Annotated in this window: 16 protein-coding genes; 9 read left to right on the top strand and 7 right to left on the bottom strand. The window is 58.6% G+C overall.

Annotated features, from left to right (window positions below; translation table 11 throughout):
* Nucleotides 1-51: 51 nt before the first annotated feature.
* Nucleotides 52-429, bottom strand: a complete 378-nt coding sequence (locus PSH97_RS21205; RefSeq protein WP_123719252.1) for a hypothetical protein — start codon at nt 427-429, stop codon at nt 52-54.
* A 190-nt stretch (nt 430-619) separates the two neighbouring features.
* Between PSH97_RS21205 and PSH97_RS21200 the strand changes: the two genes are divergently transcribed.
* From PSH97_RS21200 to def, 3 genes are all read left to right on the top strand, one after another.
* Nucleotides 620-811, top strand: coding sequence for a CsbD family protein (locus PSH97_RS21200; RefSeq protein ID WP_128870210.1), 192 nt, complete (start codon nt 620-622; stop codon nt 809-811).
* Between the two features lie 170 nt (nt 812-981).
* Nucleotides 982-1,926, top strand: a complete 945-nt coding sequence (locus PSH97_RS21195; protein WP_305446576.1) for a YihY/virulence factor BrkB family protein — start codon at nt 982-984, stop codon at nt 1,924-1,926.
* Entirely contained in the window at nt 1,923-2,462 is a 540-nt protein-coding gene (gene def / locus PSH97_RS21190) for a peptide deformylase (RefSeq protein WP_305446575.1), read from the top strand. Before PSH97_RS21195 ends, def begins: the two co-directional genes overlap by 4 nt.
* Before the next feature lie 46 nt (nt 2,463-2,508).
* Here def and PSH97_RS21185 read toward each other — a convergent pair whose 3' ends face one another.
* Nucleotides 2,509-2,925, bottom strand: a complete 417-nt coding sequence (locus tag PSH97_RS21185) for a GNAT family N-acetyltransferase (RefSeq protein WP_305446574.1) — start codon at nt 2,923-2,925, stop codon at nt 2,509-2,511.
* A gap of 365 nt (nt 2,926-3,290) precedes the next feature.
* On the bottom strand, nt 3,291-3,893 hold the full coding sequence (gstA, locus tag PSH97_RS21180; protein WP_305446573.1) for a glutathione transferase GstA: 603 nt from the start codon (nt 3,891-3,893) through the stop codon (nt 3,291-3,293).
* 99 nt (nt 3,894-3,992) lie between these two features.
* Between gstA and PSH97_RS21175 the strand changes: the two genes are divergently transcribed.
* Nucleotides 3,993-4,925 carry a LysR family transcriptional regulator gene (locus tag PSH97_RS21175; protein WP_305446572.1) on the top strand — a complete coding sequence of 311 codons (933 nt, stop codon included), beginning with the start codon at nt 3,993-3,995 and terminating at the stop codon, nt 4,923-4,925.
* Between the two features lie 75 nt (nt 4,926-5,000).
* Here the strand turns inward: PSH97_RS21175 and PSH97_RS21170 are convergent, their stop codons facing one another.
* A complete protein-coding gene (locus PSH97_RS21170) occupies nt 5,001-5,633 on the bottom strand; it encodes a glutathione S-transferase family protein (protein ID WP_305446571.1) in 633 nt (210 codons plus the stop codon).
* Nucleotides 5,634-5,699: 66 nt separating this feature from the next.
* Nucleotides 5,700-6,731: an HTH-type transcriptional regulator GntR gene (gene gntR, locus PSH97_RS21165; RefSeq protein WP_305446570.1), complete on the bottom strand. Its 1,032-nt coding sequence runs from the start codon at nt 6,729-6,731 to the stop codon at nt 5,700-5,702.
* Between the two features lie 215 nt (nt 6,732-6,946).
* Between gntR and PSH97_RS21160 the strand changes: the two genes are divergently transcribed.
* Nucleotides 6,947-7,480, top strand: a complete 534-nt coding sequence (locus tag PSH97_RS21160) for a gluconokinase (protein WP_007902444.1) — start codon at nt 6,947-6,949, stop codon at nt 7,478-7,480.
* A gap of 81 nt (nt 7,481-7,561) precedes the next feature.
* The gene (locus PSH97_RS21155; protein WP_217854227.1) at nt 7,562-8,914 is read left to right on the top strand and encodes a GntP family permease; all 1,353 of its coding nucleotides are present in this window, start codon (nt 7,562-7,564) and stop codon (nt 8,912-8,914) included.
* A 62-nt stretch (nt 8,915-8,976) separates the two neighbouring features.
* Here PSH97_RS21155 and alaC read toward each other — a convergent pair whose 3' ends face one another.
* The gene (gene alaC, locus PSH97_RS21150) at nt 8,977-10,194 is read right to left on the bottom strand and encodes an alanine transaminase (protein WP_123357886.1); all 1,218 of its coding nucleotides are present in this window, start codon (nt 10,192-10,194) and stop codon (nt 8,977-8,979) included.
* Between the two features lie 138 nt (nt 10,195-10,332).
* On the opposite strand from alaC, the gene PSH97_RS21145 reads away from it, so the two are divergent.
* From PSH97_RS21145 to PSH97_RS21135, 3 genes are all read left to right on the top strand, one after another.
* On the top strand, nt 10,333-10,995 hold the full coding sequence (locus PSH97_RS21145; protein WP_305446569.1) for a LysE family translocator: 663 nt from the start codon (nt 10,333-10,335) through the stop codon (nt 10,993-10,995).
* A 66-nt stretch (nt 10,996-11,061) separates the two neighbouring features.
* A complete protein-coding gene (locus PSH97_RS21140; protein ID WP_305446568.1) occupies nt 11,062-11,547 on the top strand; it encodes a GyrI-like domain-containing protein in 486 nt (161 codons plus the stop codon).
* A gap of 97 nt (nt 11,548-11,644) precedes the next feature.
* Nucleotides 11,645-12,133 (top strand): GNAT family N-acetyltransferase, encoded by a 489-nt coding sequence (locus tag PSH97_RS21135; protein WP_305446567.1) that lies wholly within the window; start codon nt 11,645-11,647, stop codon nt 12,131-12,133.
* A gap of 139 nt (nt 12,134-12,272) precedes the next feature.
* Here the strand turns inward: PSH97_RS21135 and PSH97_RS21130 are convergent, their stop codons facing one another.
* Nucleotides 12,273-14,105, bottom strand: coding sequence for an ABC transporter ATP-binding protein (locus PSH97_RS21130; RefSeq protein WP_305446566.1), 1,833 nt, complete (start codon nt 14,103-14,105; stop codon nt 12,273-12,275).
* Nucleotides 14,106-14,192 lie beyond the last annotated feature (87 nt).

Here is a 14,192-nt window from a genome sequence, read left to right as displayed (position 1 = left end):
CTTTTTGTTGCTTGACTGATCGTTCCCACGCAGAGCGTGGGAGCGATCAACTTACAGGCGGAACTGCGCGAAATTGACGTTGGTACCGGCCGGGCGCATGTCCTGCAGGTAGGAGTCTTTGTCGGCGCTCAGTTCCAGGCTCAATGCAGCCTTGCGCTTGCCTTGGTTGCGCACCACCAGGCCTTCGAGTTTCTCGCGCAGGAACACCGTCGGCACTTTCAGGTGCAGCAGTTCGTCGGTATCCGGGGTATGCATCAGCAAGTGAATCCATTCGTACTGACCAACGGCCAGACGCGCGACCGGGATATCGAACCAGAAAATGTTGCGGTTACGGTTCAATTCGGTGAAATGGCAGTTGTTGACGCCGAGCACCGCACCGCCAAGTTCCTGGTTTCTGCGGGCAATGGCCTGCTTTTTATCGAGTTTCATAACGTTCCTACGGGATTGGATCTTCAGCGCCATGGCCTGAATACGTTGCGCATTCTCGGGGCAAAGCCTGCAAACATAAAGCCTAACCTGCGAAATGTCCGGTTAATAAATAAATGAAACTCTGCGCAAAGGCCTTCGGTCAATCCTTGTGTAACCACTTTCCCCGTTGAATGTTCACAGGAGAAATACCATGGGCAGCACTGGCGATAAAGTTAAAGGCATGGCAAACGAAGCGGCCGGCAACGTCAAGCAAGGCGTCGGCAAGGCCACCGGTAACGACAAAATGCGCGCCGAAGGCGTGGTGCAGGAAAAGAAAGGCGAAGCCCAGCAAGCGGTCGGCAAAGCCAAGGATGCTCTCAAAAAAGGCATCGACAAGGCGTAACCCGGGCTTTGACGAGTAATAGAAACGGCCATCCGCGGATGGCCGTTTTTGTGTCAGCTTGAACTTGAGCAAGGAAATTGTTTCAAAGTCGCCAAGTAGGCTACTTTGTTGTAGAAAACGGCCTCTGAGTCGCCATGACTTCAACCTTTTTGCGGCGAAAGGAGACGCTAATGTTTTTTCCTACCATGAAAGGTCTGCCCCTGCATCGCGTGATGATGCGCACGGTCACCGAGTTCGTCGACGACGAAATGTCGACCTATGCCTCGGCGCTGGCCTATCAAATGCTGTTCTCGCTGTTCCCTTTCATCCTGTTCCTGATCGCCCTGATCGGTTTTCTGCACTTGCCGGACTTCTTCTCCTGGCTGCGCCTGCAATCAGAACTGGTTCTGCCGCCCCAGGCGCTGGAGCAGGTGAACCCGGTGATCGATCAGCTGCAGCAGTCCAAGGGGGGATTATTGTCGGTGGGGATCGTGATCGCCCTGTGGACCGCGTCCGCCGGCGTGCGGTTGATGATGAGCGCGATGAACGCCGCGTATGACGTAGTCGAAGGCCGTCCGGTCTGGAAGCGTTTTCCGCTGTCGATTTTCTACACCATTGGCATCGCCGGCATGTTGCTGATCGCCGCCGCGCTGATGGTGCTCGGGCCGCAGGTGATGGGCTGGATTGCCGCGCAAGTGGGCCTCGAAGATTTCATCGTAACCTTATGGACCATTGTGCGCTGGCCGGTGATCGTTATTCTGTTGATGATGGCGGTGGCGCTGATTTACTACGTCATGCCCGACGTCAAACAAGAGTTTCGCTTCATCACCCCGGGTGCGGTGTTGTCCGTGGTGGTCTGGATCATCGCTTCGCTGGGCTTCGGTCTCTACGTCAAAACCTTCGCCAACTACAACGCCATGTATGGCAGTATCGGCGCGATCATCGTGTTGTTGCTGTACTTCTATATTTCCGCCGCGGTGCTATTGCTCGGCGCGGAAATGAACGCGGTGATCGAGCACATGTCATCCGAAGGCAAGAAGCCTGGCGAAAAGGTGCCCGAAGAACCCAAACACCACGTTTCGGGACTGGGACGGGACCACTCAATCAAGCCGACCACTGACGAAGCCATAAAATGATCCGTGAAATTCTGAAAATGGGCGATGAGCGCCTGCTGCGCATTGCCCCACCGGTGCCGGCAGAAATGTTCGACAGCCCCGAGTTGTGGCAATTGATCGATGACATGTTCCAGACCATGGAAAGCGTCGGCGGGGTCGGCCTGGCCGCGCCGCAGATCGGTGTCGACCTGCAACTGGTGATCTTTGGTTTCGAACACAGCGAACGCTATCCGGACGCCGAAGCGGTGCCGCAGACGATTTTGATCAATCCGCTGATCACGCCATTGAGCCCGACCCTCGAAGAGGGTTTCGAAGGCTGCCTGTCGGTGCCGGGCCTGCGTGGTGCGGTGAATCGTTATCAGCAGATTCGTTATGAAGGCTTCGATCCCAAGGGTGAGCCGATCGTGCGCATTGCCTCGGGATTTCATGCGCGGGTGGTGCAGCATGAATGCGATCACTTGATCGGCCGGTTGTACCCGTCGCGCATCAGTGATTTCAGCAAGTTCGGGTTTACCGAGGTGATGTTCCCTGACCTCGACCCTGCGGCGGACGACTGACACCGTCCCTGAATCCACCGCTCCCACATTCGATCTTCACAGGGCTCTAGTGCTTCGGTTCCAACCCCATCGCAATCATCGGTTTGCTGCGCGCATAACGACTCAATCGTTCAGCCATGGCGTAGGGCAGGGGCGGGTCGAAGGTAAAACCGCGGCGCTCATAAAAGCCACGCAAATCCGGATGGCAAAACAACCAGACCGGCTCTTCGAGGTGCTTGACGGCGTGGGCGATCAACGTCGCGGCGATCCCCTGCTCACGACAGCCCGGATCGACGAACAACCCGGTCAACCAATGCCCGCCCGCCACTGGCCGCAAACATAACGCCGCAATGATCTCATCGCGTTTTGCCACCCACAACCGAGCGTCGCGGACCGCTTTCATCGACGATTGGTGGGCGCGGTAAAACTTGTTCATCAACGGCCATAACGGCTCGTCGAGCAAGGTGTACTGGGTGTTGGACATGGATTCGGACTGTCGGTACGCAAAGCGGGTGATTATAAAAGAACGCGGGCGCGAGGATAGGTGTATACCTGATCTCACGTCCCGTATGAGTGGAGTATGTATCATGGCCAAAGGCATGGATTCAAAGAAAGCGGCAAAGAAGAAACCGGCTAAAACCGCCGATGAAAAACGTGCGGACAAGAAGGCCAAGAAGGTGGGCGTGTTCGGCCACTGATTCCGCGTCAACGGAGCTCGAGTCCTCGGGCTCCGTTTTATTACGTCTATCGAAATAACCAATCAATCTGCAAGAAATCCCAGCGCGGTGGCACAGAGGCGGACAGGTTCCCGTTTTGAGCAAAGGCTTGCCCGCGAAGCGATTCAGCGCCTTACACCAACTCCGCCGCCAACGCCGCTTTCACGCTTGGCCGCTGATCAACCCTCGCTTGAAACCGCGCCAACGCCGGCCAATCATCCAAATCAATCGCAAACAGCCGAGCCCACCGCAACACCGTAAACAGATACGCATCGGCGATACTGAATCCGCCAGCGAGTAAATAATCCTGCCCCTCCAGCGTCTGACTCAACACGACAAATCGCTTGAACAGCTTCTCTTTGATGAGCGCTTTCACATCACCCGGAAACTGCGAATTGAACAGCCAACCCAGCCCGCCATGAATCTCGGTCGAAACGAAATTCAGCCATTCCTGCAAGCGCACCCGCTCGAACACCCCGTTCGCCGGTGCCAGGTTCGCCTCAGGCCGCAGGTCTGCCAGGTATTGGAGGATCGCCGGGCCTTCGGTCAGCACATCACCGTTAGCCAGCTGCAATGCCGCAACGTAGCCTTTTGGATTAATAGTCAGGAAGTTCTCGCCGCTGACGGTTTGCTTGGTGCTGTTGTCGACGCGGACTAACTCGAAAGGCAAATCCAGTTCACGCAGCACAATGTGCGGCGCCAATGAGCAGGCTTGCGGGGCGTAATACAACTTCATGGACAGGGCTCTGGTTGCGGATTTGCGCCAGTGTCATAGTGCGCGGCATGCTCGGTAAAATTAATCTTTCAGAAAACTGCCATTAGGAAAGCTACTGCCATGATGAACCTGATGCATTGGCGAATGGTGGTGGCGGTGGCCGATACCGGCAACATCACCCGGGCCGCCGAGCGGGTCGGAATGACTCAGTCCGGTGCCAGTCAGGCGTTGGCACTGATCGAAGAAACCCTGGGCGTTCAGCTGTTCAGCCGGGAAAACCGTCAGACCTTGCCGACTGCCATCGGCTTGCCTGTGATCGAACAGGCGCGAGCCATGCTCGGTGCTCTGGAGAACATTCGCAGCACCGTCGATGCCACTAAAGATATCCAGCGCGGGACGATTCGCCTGGCCAGTTTCCCATTGGTGCTGGCGACCTTTCTGCCGCCGCTGCTGCGCCAGTTCAATCGGCTGTACCCCGGCATTCAAGTGGTGGCGCTGGAGGTCAGCGACGATGAAGTGGAAACATTGCTCAGTACCGGGCTGGTGGATGTCGGCGTGGCGTTGAACCCGGCACCCGCGCGCAATGCCGGTCGTTTGGGGCGTGATGCCTGGGTGGCGGTGCTTCCCGGTGGCCACCCCTTGGCGCGCCGCTCGAATGAGGAGGGCGTTTCATTGGCGGAACTGGCGGAGCAACCCTTTGTACTGGCCACGGGCGGTTGTTCGACCAATGCCCGCAGCCTGGCCGCCGACGCCGGGCTGCAGCTGCTGGATGTGCGGGCCGAGGTGCGAGAGTGGAGCAGTGCGTTCACCCTGGTGCGGGAAAATATCGGTGTGACCCTGGTGCCGGAAATGACCCTGCCGAGTAATCGCCAAGGCTTGCGTGTCGTGCCCGTGACGCCGCGTATCGATCGCGAGTTTGCCTTGGTGGTCGCGCCCAACAAAGAACCTTCGGCGCCGGTGCGGGCACTGTTGGGAATGGTCGCAGACCGCAATCCATGTGGGAGCGGGCTTGCCCGCGATGGCAGCGTCACATTCAACACATTCGTCGACTGACATTTCGCTATCGCGGGCAAGCCCGCTCCCACAGGTTTCGCGCCTGAACTGGGCCGGGTAAATCGTTCAGGTGAATCAAGGCACGCCATTACAGGCGTGTGCCATGAACCCCGGCCGCAGCGCCAGTCGTTGGCAATAGGCGTCGACGGCGGGGTAGTCCGGGCGCTCCATCGGTGTCATCCGCCAGCGGTTGACCGACAACCCAATGAGAATATCGGCCAGCGTGAACCGTGGCCCGGCAACATACGCACCGGTTGCCGTGAGTTGCTGTTCGAGGATGCCCATCTTCGCGTTCCAGCCGCGAACGCCATCAGCAATCCGCTGTGAGTCCTGGAAATCTGGCGATTGCCGAACCAGTGCAAAAAAGGCGTAGCCCCACGACGGGTTGAGTTCGGTGGCTTGCCAGTCCATCCACTGCTCTACGCGAGCGCGCGCCGCAGGTTCGATGGGCAACAGGTCAGTGTTTTGGTGTTTGCCGGCCAGGTACCTGCAAATGGTATTGGACTCCCACAGCACGCCGGCTTCGTCGATGAGCACCGGCACTTGTGCGTTGGGGTTGAGCTGGAGAAATTCCGGGCTCTGGGTCGATGCGAAACCGCTGCCCCAGTCTTCGCGTTCGTAGGAAACGCTCAGTTCGTCGCAGGTCCACAGCACTTTCCTGACGTTGATTGACGAGGCCCTACCCAAAATCTTCAGCGTATGTCCCATTGAGCTTCTCCGTTTGCTGTTCCAGGTATCGGAATCTAGCACGCGGAGCGTGGGAATGGTCGTGCGTCAGGTGCTCTCGCGCACCTTCAATTCAAACCCCATATCCTGCACCGGCTTGGTCACTGAATTGCCGGCCAGCAAGGTCAGCATCAGTTCCGCGGAGCGACGGCCAATGGCTTCGCGCGGAGTGTTGATGCTGCTCAGGCGTGGGACCATGTGTTCGGACATGGGCAAGTCGTTGAATCCGAGGATCGCCACTTGTTCGGGGATCTTGATGCCGCAGCGCAAGGCTTCGAGCAATGCGCCCTGGGCCAAGTCGTCGTTACCGAAGAAGATCGCATCGACCTGCGGGTGACTGGCCAGCAGTTGCAGAAACAGCTCACCGCCCAAACCGACGGAGGAGGGGCGCGGGGTCAGTATTTCCAGGGCCGGATCATACAAACCGGCCTTTTGCAGCGCGCGGCGGAAACCTTCGCCGCGCAGCAGCGTGCGCTGGTCCAGTTGAGCGCCGATGTAGGCCAGACGCTTGCGCCCGCGTGACAGCAAATGCTCGGCCGCCGTTTCGCCGGCAGCCAGTTGCGAAAAGCCGACGCAATTGAGCCCGGCCCCGCTGTCCAGCTCCATCATGTAGACGCAGGGAATGTTGCTGGCCTCGATCATTCGTCGCGAACTTTCGGTGCGGTCGAAACCGGTAAGCAATAAGCCGCGAGGCTGATAAGCCATGTAATTGCGCAGCAGGTTTTCTTCTTCATCACGCGAGTAATGGAAGTTGCCGATCAGCACTTCGAAGCCCTTTGGTCGCAAAACCTGATGAATGGCTTCCAGCGTGTCGATGAACAGCAGGTTGGACAGCGAGGGCACCAAAACCACCACGGAATGGCTCTGGGCCGAGGCTAATGCGCGGGCGGCGGGGTTGACCACGTAGTTCAGGTCGAGGGCGGCCTTCTGGACTTTTTCCACCAGTTCGGTGGCCACCGTGCTGACGCCGCGCAGTGCGCGGGACGCGGTAATCGGGCTGACACCGGCCAGGCGCGCGACTTCGTTGAGGGTAGGGCGGCCAGTGGTGCGAGTATTTTTATCGTTTTTAGGGGTATTCATCGGACGGCTTGCCAAACAAAATTCAAGGCACTAAGGTAGCGCTGTCTCGATGCAGCTGCAAATGCGTGAACGAGGTTTGCCTGATCCTCGCTTTTTGGCATCGAGAACGAACATGCTGCAACCCACAAAAATGACAAGAAGGCGTCGGCAATTTCTGCTTTTGCACTTGAGTCTTACGTAGCAAAGGTAGCGCTGTCTGCGCGCTGAGGTGTTACATGAATCATCCCATCACCGCCCTGGTCATCATGGGCGTTGCCGGTTGCGGCAAGACGTGCGTCAGCCAGTCCCTGTGCCAGCTTAGCGGCGCGACCGCCATTGAAGGCGACACTTTTCACCCTGCCGCCAATATCGAAAAGATGAGCGCGGGTATCCCCCTGAACGATGAAGACCGTGCCGGCTGGCTCGACAGCCTGTGCGATGAACTGCGCCGCGTCGATGCCAAGGGCGAACGCCCGGTGCTGACTTGCTCGGCCCTCAAACACAGTTACCGCGAACGCTTGCGCAGTGCCTTGCCGGGCCTGGGCTTCGTTTTCCTTGAGCTGACCCCCGAAGTCGCCGCCGATCGTGTGTCTCATCGGCCGGGCCACTTCATGCCGTCGACCTTGATCGACAGCCAGTTCGCCACCCTTGAATCGCCCGTTGGTGAGCCCCTGACCCTGGCTCTGGATGCGTCCAGCCACAGCGTCGATGAATTGGCGAAGCAGGCTCATGCCTGGTGGCTCGATCATGGCTTGAAACTCGCCAGTTGAGTTTTACTCCAAGAGATAGCGCTGTCCTGACGGCTTCTGATTAACCGCTTTAATAACAACAACAACCAGGAGACACCCCTAATGTTTGGCATGTCCCACGAGACGTTTCTGCTGCTAGATGCAGTGGTCACGGTGATCGGGCTTATCGTCCTGATCACCAAGTTCAAGTTGCACCCATTCCTCGCACTGATCATCGCCGCCGCCTTCCTCGGGCTGACGTCCGGCATGCCGATCGGCACCATCATCAAGGCGTTCCAGGACGGCTTCGGTGGCGTGCTTGGTTTCGTCGGCATCATCCTGGCGCTGGGCACCATGCTCGGAAAAATGATGGCCGAATCAGGCGGTGCGGATCAGATTGCGCAGACGTTGATTCGCGCCTTTGGCAAGGACAAGGTGCAGTGGGCGATGATGTTCGCCGCGTTCCTGGTCGGCATTCCGCTGTTCTTCGAAATCGGCTTCGTGCTGCTGATTCCGCTGGTGTTCATTGTGGCCCGTCGCACTGGCGTGTCGATCATCAAGATCGGTATCCCGCTGCTGGCTGGTTTGTCTGCCGTGCATGGTCTGGTTCCGCCGCATCCGGGTCCATTGTTGGCCATCGGCGTGTTCGGTGCCGACATCGGTAAAACCATTCTTTACGGTCTGATCGTTGCGTTGCCGACCGCTATTATCGCCGGTCCGATCTACGGCACGTTCATTGCCAAGCACATTCCCGGTCATCCGAATCAGGAACTGGTGGACCAACTGGTGCGCGATGAGGATGCAGGCGATCTGCCTAGCTTCGGCATTACCTTGGTCACCGTGCTGTCGCCCGTGTTCCTGATGCTGCTCAAGACCTTTGCCGATGTGGCGCTGCCGGACGGCAACTTCTTCCGCACCTTCATGGACCTGATCGGTCACCCGATCTCGGCGCTCCTGCTGGCGTTGCTGCTGTCGCTGTACACCTTCGGCTACAAGCAGGGCATCGGTTCGCAACAGATGCTCAAATGGCTGGACGCGAGCCTTGCACCAACCGCCGCGATCATCCTGATCATCGGTGCCGGTGGCGGCTTCAAACAGATGCTGGTGACCAGCGGTGTGGGTAATGTCATCGGCAACATGGCGGTGGAAGCGCAGATCTCGCCAATCCTTCTGGCATGGCTGGTGGCGGCGGTGATCCGTATCGCGACCGGTTCGGCAACCGTGGCAACCATTACTGGCGCGGGCATCGTGGTGCCGGTGGTGGGGATGATTCCGGGCGTGAACCGTGAGCTGCTGGTGCTGGCCACCGGTGCCGGTTCGTTGATTCTGTCCCACGTCAACGACGCCGGTTTCTGGCTGGTGAAACAGTACTTCAACATGACCGTGGCGGAAACCTTCAAGACCTGGACCGCGATGGAAACCATCCTGTCCGTGGTGGGCCTGGGCTTCATCCTGCTGTTGTCGTTGTTCGTCTGACACGATTGGCAAACACAAAAAAACCGCAGCGATGCGGTTTTTTTGTGGGAACGATCAATGTGTCAGGCGTTGGTTTTGGTCACTAGCCCATCCGCCCGGAACATCCCGCGAATCCCGCGCACGGCCTGACGAATCCGGTCCTGGTTTTCGATCAGCGCGAAGCGCACATGATCATCCCCATACTCGCCAAATCCTACACCCGGCGAGACACAGACCTTGGCCTCGGCCAGCAATTTCTTGGCGAATTCCAGCGAGCCCATGTGTGCATAAGCCTCGGGAATCTTGGCCCAGACATACATCGAGGCTTTCGGGTTCTCGACCATCCAGCCTAGTTCATGCAGGCCTTTGACCAGCACATTACGCCGCTGCCGATATTGATCGGCAATGTCTTTGACGCATTGCTGATCGCCTTCCAGCGCTGCGATGGCCGCGACTTGCAGCGGGGTGAACGTGCCGTAGTCGTGATAGCTCTTGATCCGCGCCAGGGCGTTGACCAGCTCCGGGTTGCCGACCATGAAACCGATGCGCCAGCCGGCCATGTTGTAGCTCTTGGACAGGGTGAAAAACTCCACCGCGATGTCCTTGGCGCCGGGCACCTGCATGATCGACGGGGCTTTCCAGCCGTCGTAGACGATGTCGGCGTAGGCCAGGTCGTGCACCACCAAAACGTCGTACTGCTTGGCGAGGGCGATCACCCGTTCGAAGAAATCCAGCTCCACGCACTGGGCGGTGGGGTTGGACGGGAAGCCGAGGATCATCATCTTCGGTTTCGGGATCGAGCCGCGAATCGCCCGTTCCAGCTCGGCGAAGAAGTCCACGCCAGGGATCAACGGCACCGACCGCACCTGGGCGCCGGCAATCACGGCACCGTAGATGTGAATGGGGTAGCTCGGGTTAGGCACCAGCACGGTGTCGCCCTGGTCGAGGGTGGCCAGCATCAAATGCGCCAGACCTTCCTTGGAGCCGATGGTGACGATGGCTTCGGTTTCCGGGTCGATGTCGACTTCGTAGCGATCCTTGTACCAATTGGAAATCGCCCGGCGCAGGCGCGGAATCCCTTTGGACGTGGAGTAGCCATGGGTATCTTCGCGCTGGGCGACGGTGACGAGTTTTTCGACAATGTGCGGCGGCGTGGCGCCGTCGGGGTTGCCCATGCTCAAGTCGATGATGTCTTCGCCACGACGACGGGCGGCCATCTTCAGCTCGGCAGTGATGTTGAAAACGTAAGGGGGGAGTCGATCTATGCGCGCAAAGCGGCGCGGTGAACCTTGTTCGGCCATTGTTGCCTCGGATAACGTAAGCGCCCGGAACCGTCCGAGCGACGCTGGCCACTGCGGTGGCCTGTGGCGGAATGTAAGGGCAGTCGTGGCAAACTGTCTAGCCTGCGCATCAATAAATTTTCCCCAAGGATATGGTCGATGGAATTTACCAGTGGCTTCCTGTTGAGCCTTTCGCTGTGCCTGGACATCGGCGTGGCCAATATCGCAATGATCACGCTGGCGATGCAGCGCGGCTATTTTCAAGGCTTTGCCTTGGGGCTGGGGACGTGTGTCGGCGACCTGATTTACGCAGTGCTGGCACTGGCCGGCATGACCGTATTGCTGCAGTACGAGACCGTGCGCTGGGTATTGTGGATTGGCGGGTCGGCGTTGCTGGTGTATTTCGCGGCGAAGATGATTTATTCGGCGATTCACCATGAAGCGCTGTTGGCGCAAACCCCGGAAGTGGGGCACAACTCGCACCGGCGCGAGTTTTTCCGCGGGATTTTTCTCGCCATGTCATCGCCCAGTGCCATTCTCTGGTTCGCCGCGGTGGGCGGCACCCTGATCGCCCGTTCCGGTGGCGGTGACGCGCTCAGCTCGGCGCTGTTTCTCGGTGGCTTCCTGTGCGCCGGAGTGCTCTGGTGTGTCGGCCTGTGCTTCGCGGCGAGCCACGGCGGAAAATTGCTCGGTGACAAATTGCTGCGTTATTCCTACATGGCATCGGCAGCGATCTTCTGCTATTTCGCGGTCTACGTGATTCTATCGGGTTATAACGAGTTTATCGGTCCAGGCGCCCTCGAACAGTTGCACGCACTGTAATTGGGCGAATCGGGTTTGGCTTCTATACTCCAAGCCGAACCCACCTTTTGTACCAGGAGTTGAGTCATGGATGAGCAAACAGGCGTCGAAATGGCAGAGCCACGCTTCGAAAACGGGCACTTCATGCTCATAGCGGGGCTTGGTGGACGATTTACTGCGGATACGACCAAAGCGATCCCCGACCTATGGGAGAAATTCATTCCCGAGATTGGCAAAATCCCTGGTCAGAATAGCGAAGTAACCTACGGCATCTGCTGCAATCCAGATGGCGAGGGTGGTTTCGAATACATCGCCGGTGTGGAAATCAGCAAGCTCGACGACCTGCCCGAGAAGTACCGCTGGATCGAAGTTCAGCCTCAGAAGTATGCAGTCTTCGAACACAAGGGCTCGCTGGATGCCTTGCCCCAGACCTTTCAATACATCTGGAAAACCTGGCTGCCGAAGTCCGGCCACGAAGCGGCGGACGCTCCGGAGTTCGAACGCTACAGCGACGATTTCAACCCGAAGCTCAATACCGGCGTGCTGGAAATCTGGCTGCCGCTCAAGGCGTAATGGCCTGGATCGAGAGGCGGGTCGGTGATTCGCCTCTCGATGTCGGGTTGATGCTGATTTATGATCCCAACCTTTCCCACGCCGATTCCGAGCTGCCATGAACACCGTCATCCGCCACGTCACTCCCGCTGACCTGGACCGCTGCTACGCCATCGAAACCCTTGCCTACGAAGGTGATGAAGCCGCCACCCGCGAGAAAATCGCCACCCGCATCGCCACCTGGCCCGAGGGCTTCATCGTCGCTGAAGTGGATGGCGTTGTCGCCGGTTTCATCAATTCCGGCGCGGCGTTTGAGGTGGAGATGTCGGACGAGGCGTTCAAGGAACTGATCGGCCATGACCCGGCCGGCCCGCACGTAGTGATCATGTCGGTGGTGGTGCATCCGGACTATCAAGGGCAGGGCCTGGCGAAACGCTTGATGGCTGAGTTCATCCAGCGCATGCGCGCATTGAACAAGGCGAGTATCCATCTGATGTGCAAAGAGCGGCACATTGCGCTCTATGCCGGGTTTGGTTTTGCCTACATCAAGCCCTCGGCTTCCGACCATGGCGGGATGGCGTGGCATGAGATGGTGTTGGAGTTCTGACCAATCTGTCAGGACGCCGCAAACCCCTGTGGGAGCGAGCTTGCTCGCGATAGCGGACTCTCAGTCGACTTGGATGTTGACTGACACACCGTCATCGCGAGCAAGCTCGCTCCCACAGGATTGGTGTTGCTCGCAAAACTCAATCGATTCCGACAAACCCCCCGGTCTGGTGCTGCCACAACCGCGCATACAAGCCACCGTGGGCCAACAGTTCGGCGTGGCTGCCGGTTTCGGCGATCTTGCCGTTTTCCAGCACCACCAAGCGGTCCATCCGCGCGATGGTCGAGAGGCGGTGGGCGATGGCGATCACGGTCTTGCCCTGCATCAGGGTTTCGAGGCTTTCCTGAATCGCCGCTTCGACTTCCGAGTCCAGTGCCGAGGTGGCTTCGTCCATGATCAGGATCGGCGCGTCCTTGAGCAGCACCCGGGCGATGGCAATCCGCTGACGCTGGCCACCGGAGAGCTTCACTCCGCGTTCACCGACGTGAGCATCGAAACCGGTGCGGCCTTCGGAGTCCGACAGTAGCGGGATGAATTCGTCGGCGCGGGCCTTGTGTACCGCTTCCCAGAGTTCGGCATCGGTGGCATCGGGTTTGCCGTACAGCAAGTTGTCGCGGATCGAACGGTGCAGCAGCGAGGTGTCCTGGGTGATCATGCCGATGCGTTCGCGCAGGCTTTCCTGGCCGACTTCGGCGATGTTCTGGCCGTCAATGAGAATCCGCCCGCCCTGCACGTCATAGAGGCGCAACAGCAGATTGACCAACGTCGATTTGCCGGCACCGGACGGACCGATCAGGCCGATTTTCTCGCCGGGTTTGATGGTCAGGTTGAGGTCGCCGATGATCCCGCTTTTCTTGCCATAGTGGAAATCCACGTGATCGAAACGCACCTCGCCACGCGCCACATTCAAAGGTTTGGCCTGTTCGCGGTCGGTGATGCTGACCGGCTGGGAAATGGTCTGCAAACCGTCCTGGACCATGCCGATGTTTTCGAAAATGCCAGTGACCACCCACATGATCCAGCCAGACATATTGACGATGCGGATCACCAGGCCCGTGGCCAAGGCAATTGCACCCACCGTGATCAGCGATTGCGTCCATAGCCACAGCGCGAGGCCGGTGGTGCTGACGATCAGCAGGCCGTTCATGCTAGTGATGGCCACGTCCATGCTGGTGACCACACGACCGGCCAGTTGGGCTTTTTCGGTTTGTTCCTTGATCGCTTCGCGGGCGTATTGCTGCTCGAAGTTGGTGTGGGCGAACAGCTTCAGGGTGGTGATGTTGGTGTAGCCGTCGACGATCCGCCCCATGAGTTTGGAGCGCGCATCGGACGACACCACCGAGCGTTCCTTGACCCGTGGCACGAAGTAGTAGAGGGCGCCAATGAAGGCGGCGATCCAGGTCAGCAACGGGATCATCAGGCGCCAGTCGGCTTCGGCGAACAGCACCAATGAACTGATCGCATAGATCAGCACGTGCCATAGCGCGTCCACCGCTTGCACAGCCGAATCGCGCAACGAGTTGCCGGTCTGCATGATGCGTTGGGCGATGCGCCCGGCAAAGTCGTTCTGGAAGAAATTGAGGCTCTGTTTGAGCACATAACTGTGGTTTTGCCAGCGGATCAGGCTGGTCAGGCTGGGGCTCAAGGTCTGGTGCACCAGCAAGTCATGCAAGCCAACAAATATGGGGCGCAGGACCAGCGCAACCACCGCCATCCAGGCCAGTTCGATGCCGTGTTCCTTGAAAAAATTGGCGTTGGGCGTGCCTTGGGCGAGGTCGATGATGCGGCTCAGGTAGCTGAACAGCGCCACTTCGATCAGCGCGCCGAACAGGCCGACGATCAGCAGGGCGGCGAAACTCGGCCAGACCTGCTTCAGGTAATAGGTATAGAAGGGGAGAACCCGATCCGGCGGAGCCGCCGTCGGTGCATCGCGGAAAACATCGATCAGTTTTTCAAAACGGCGATAAAGCATCAGTTCTCCGCCCGCGCACGGGCTCTCCTTTAAACGATATGAGCGGCGCCGGAAGAACCGGCGACCGCTCAAAACTCCCTGTCCAGC

This window comes from Pseudomonas cucumis, from assembly GCF_030687935.1.
In the GTDB taxonomy this organism is placed as follows: domain Bacteria; phylum Pseudomonadota; class Gammaproteobacteria; order Pseudomonadales; family Pseudomonadaceae; genus Aquipseudomonas; species Aquipseudomonas cucumis.
The sequence above is the reverse complement of the archived record's forward strand: the minus strand, read 5'-3'. Positions and strand labels throughout refer to the sequence as shown.

Bases quoted from the DNA above. Each gene is read 5' to 3' on its own strand.
- PSH97_RS21205 (WP_123719252.1), bottom strand. From the start codon at position 429: ATGAAACTCGATAAAAAGCAGGCCATTGCCCGCAGAAACCAGGAACTT.
- PSH97_RS21200 (WP_128870210.1), top strand. From the start codon at position 620: ATGGGCAGCACTGGCGATAAAGTTAAAGGCATGGCAAACGAAGCGGCC.
- PSH97_RS21195 (WP_305446576.1), top strand. From the start codon at position 982: ATGTTTTTTCCTACCATGAAAGGTCTGCCCCTGCATCGCGTGATGATG.
- def (WP_305446575.1), top strand. From the start codon at position 1,923: ATGATCCGTGAAATTCTGAAAATGGGCGATGAGCGCCTGCTGCGCATT.
- PSH97_RS21185 (WP_305446574.1), bottom strand. From the start codon at position 2,925: ATGTCCAACACCCAGTACACCTTGCTCGACGAGCCGTTATGGCCGTTG.
- gstA (WP_305446573.1), bottom strand. From the start codon at position 3,893: ATGAAGTTGTATTACGCCCCGCAAGCCTGCTCATTGGCGCCGCACATT.
- PSH97_RS21175 (WP_305446572.1), top strand. From the start codon at position 3,993: ATGATGAACCTGATGCATTGGCGAATGGTGGTGGCGGTGGCCGATACC.
- PSH97_RS21170 (WP_305446571.1), bottom strand. From the start codon at position 5,633: ATGGGACATACGCTGAAGATTTTGGGTAGGGCCTCGTCAATCAACGTC.
- gntR (WP_305446570.1), bottom strand. From the start codon at position 6,731: ATGAATACCCCTAAAAACGATAAAAATACTCGCACCACTGGCCGCCCT.
- PSH97_RS21160 (WP_007902444.1), top strand. From the start codon at position 6,947: ATGAATCATCCCATCACCGCCCTGGTCATCATGGGCGTTGCCGGTTGC.
- PSH97_RS21155 (WP_217854227.1), top strand. From the start codon at position 7,562: ATGTTTGGCATGTCCCACGAGACGTTTCTGCTGCTAGATGCAGTGGTC.
- alaC (WP_123357886.1), bottom strand. From the start codon at position 10,194: ATGGCCGAACAAGGTTCACCGCGCCGCTTTGCGCGCATAGATCGACTC.
- PSH97_RS21145 (WP_305446569.1), top strand. From the start codon at position 10,333: ATGGAATTTACCAGTGGCTTCCTGTTGAGCCTTTCGCTGTGCCTGGAC.
- PSH97_RS21140 (WP_305446568.1), top strand. From the start codon at position 11,062: ATGGATGAGCAAACAGGCGTCGAAATGGCAGAGCCACGCTTCGAAAAC.
- PSH97_RS21135 (WP_305446567.1), top strand. From the start codon at position 11,645: ATGAACACCGTCATCCGCCACGTCACTCCCGCTGACCTGGACCGCTGC.
- PSH97_RS21130 (WP_305446566.1), bottom strand. From the start codon at position 14,105: ATGCTTTATCGCCGTTTTGAAAAACTGATCGATGTTTTCCGCGATGCA.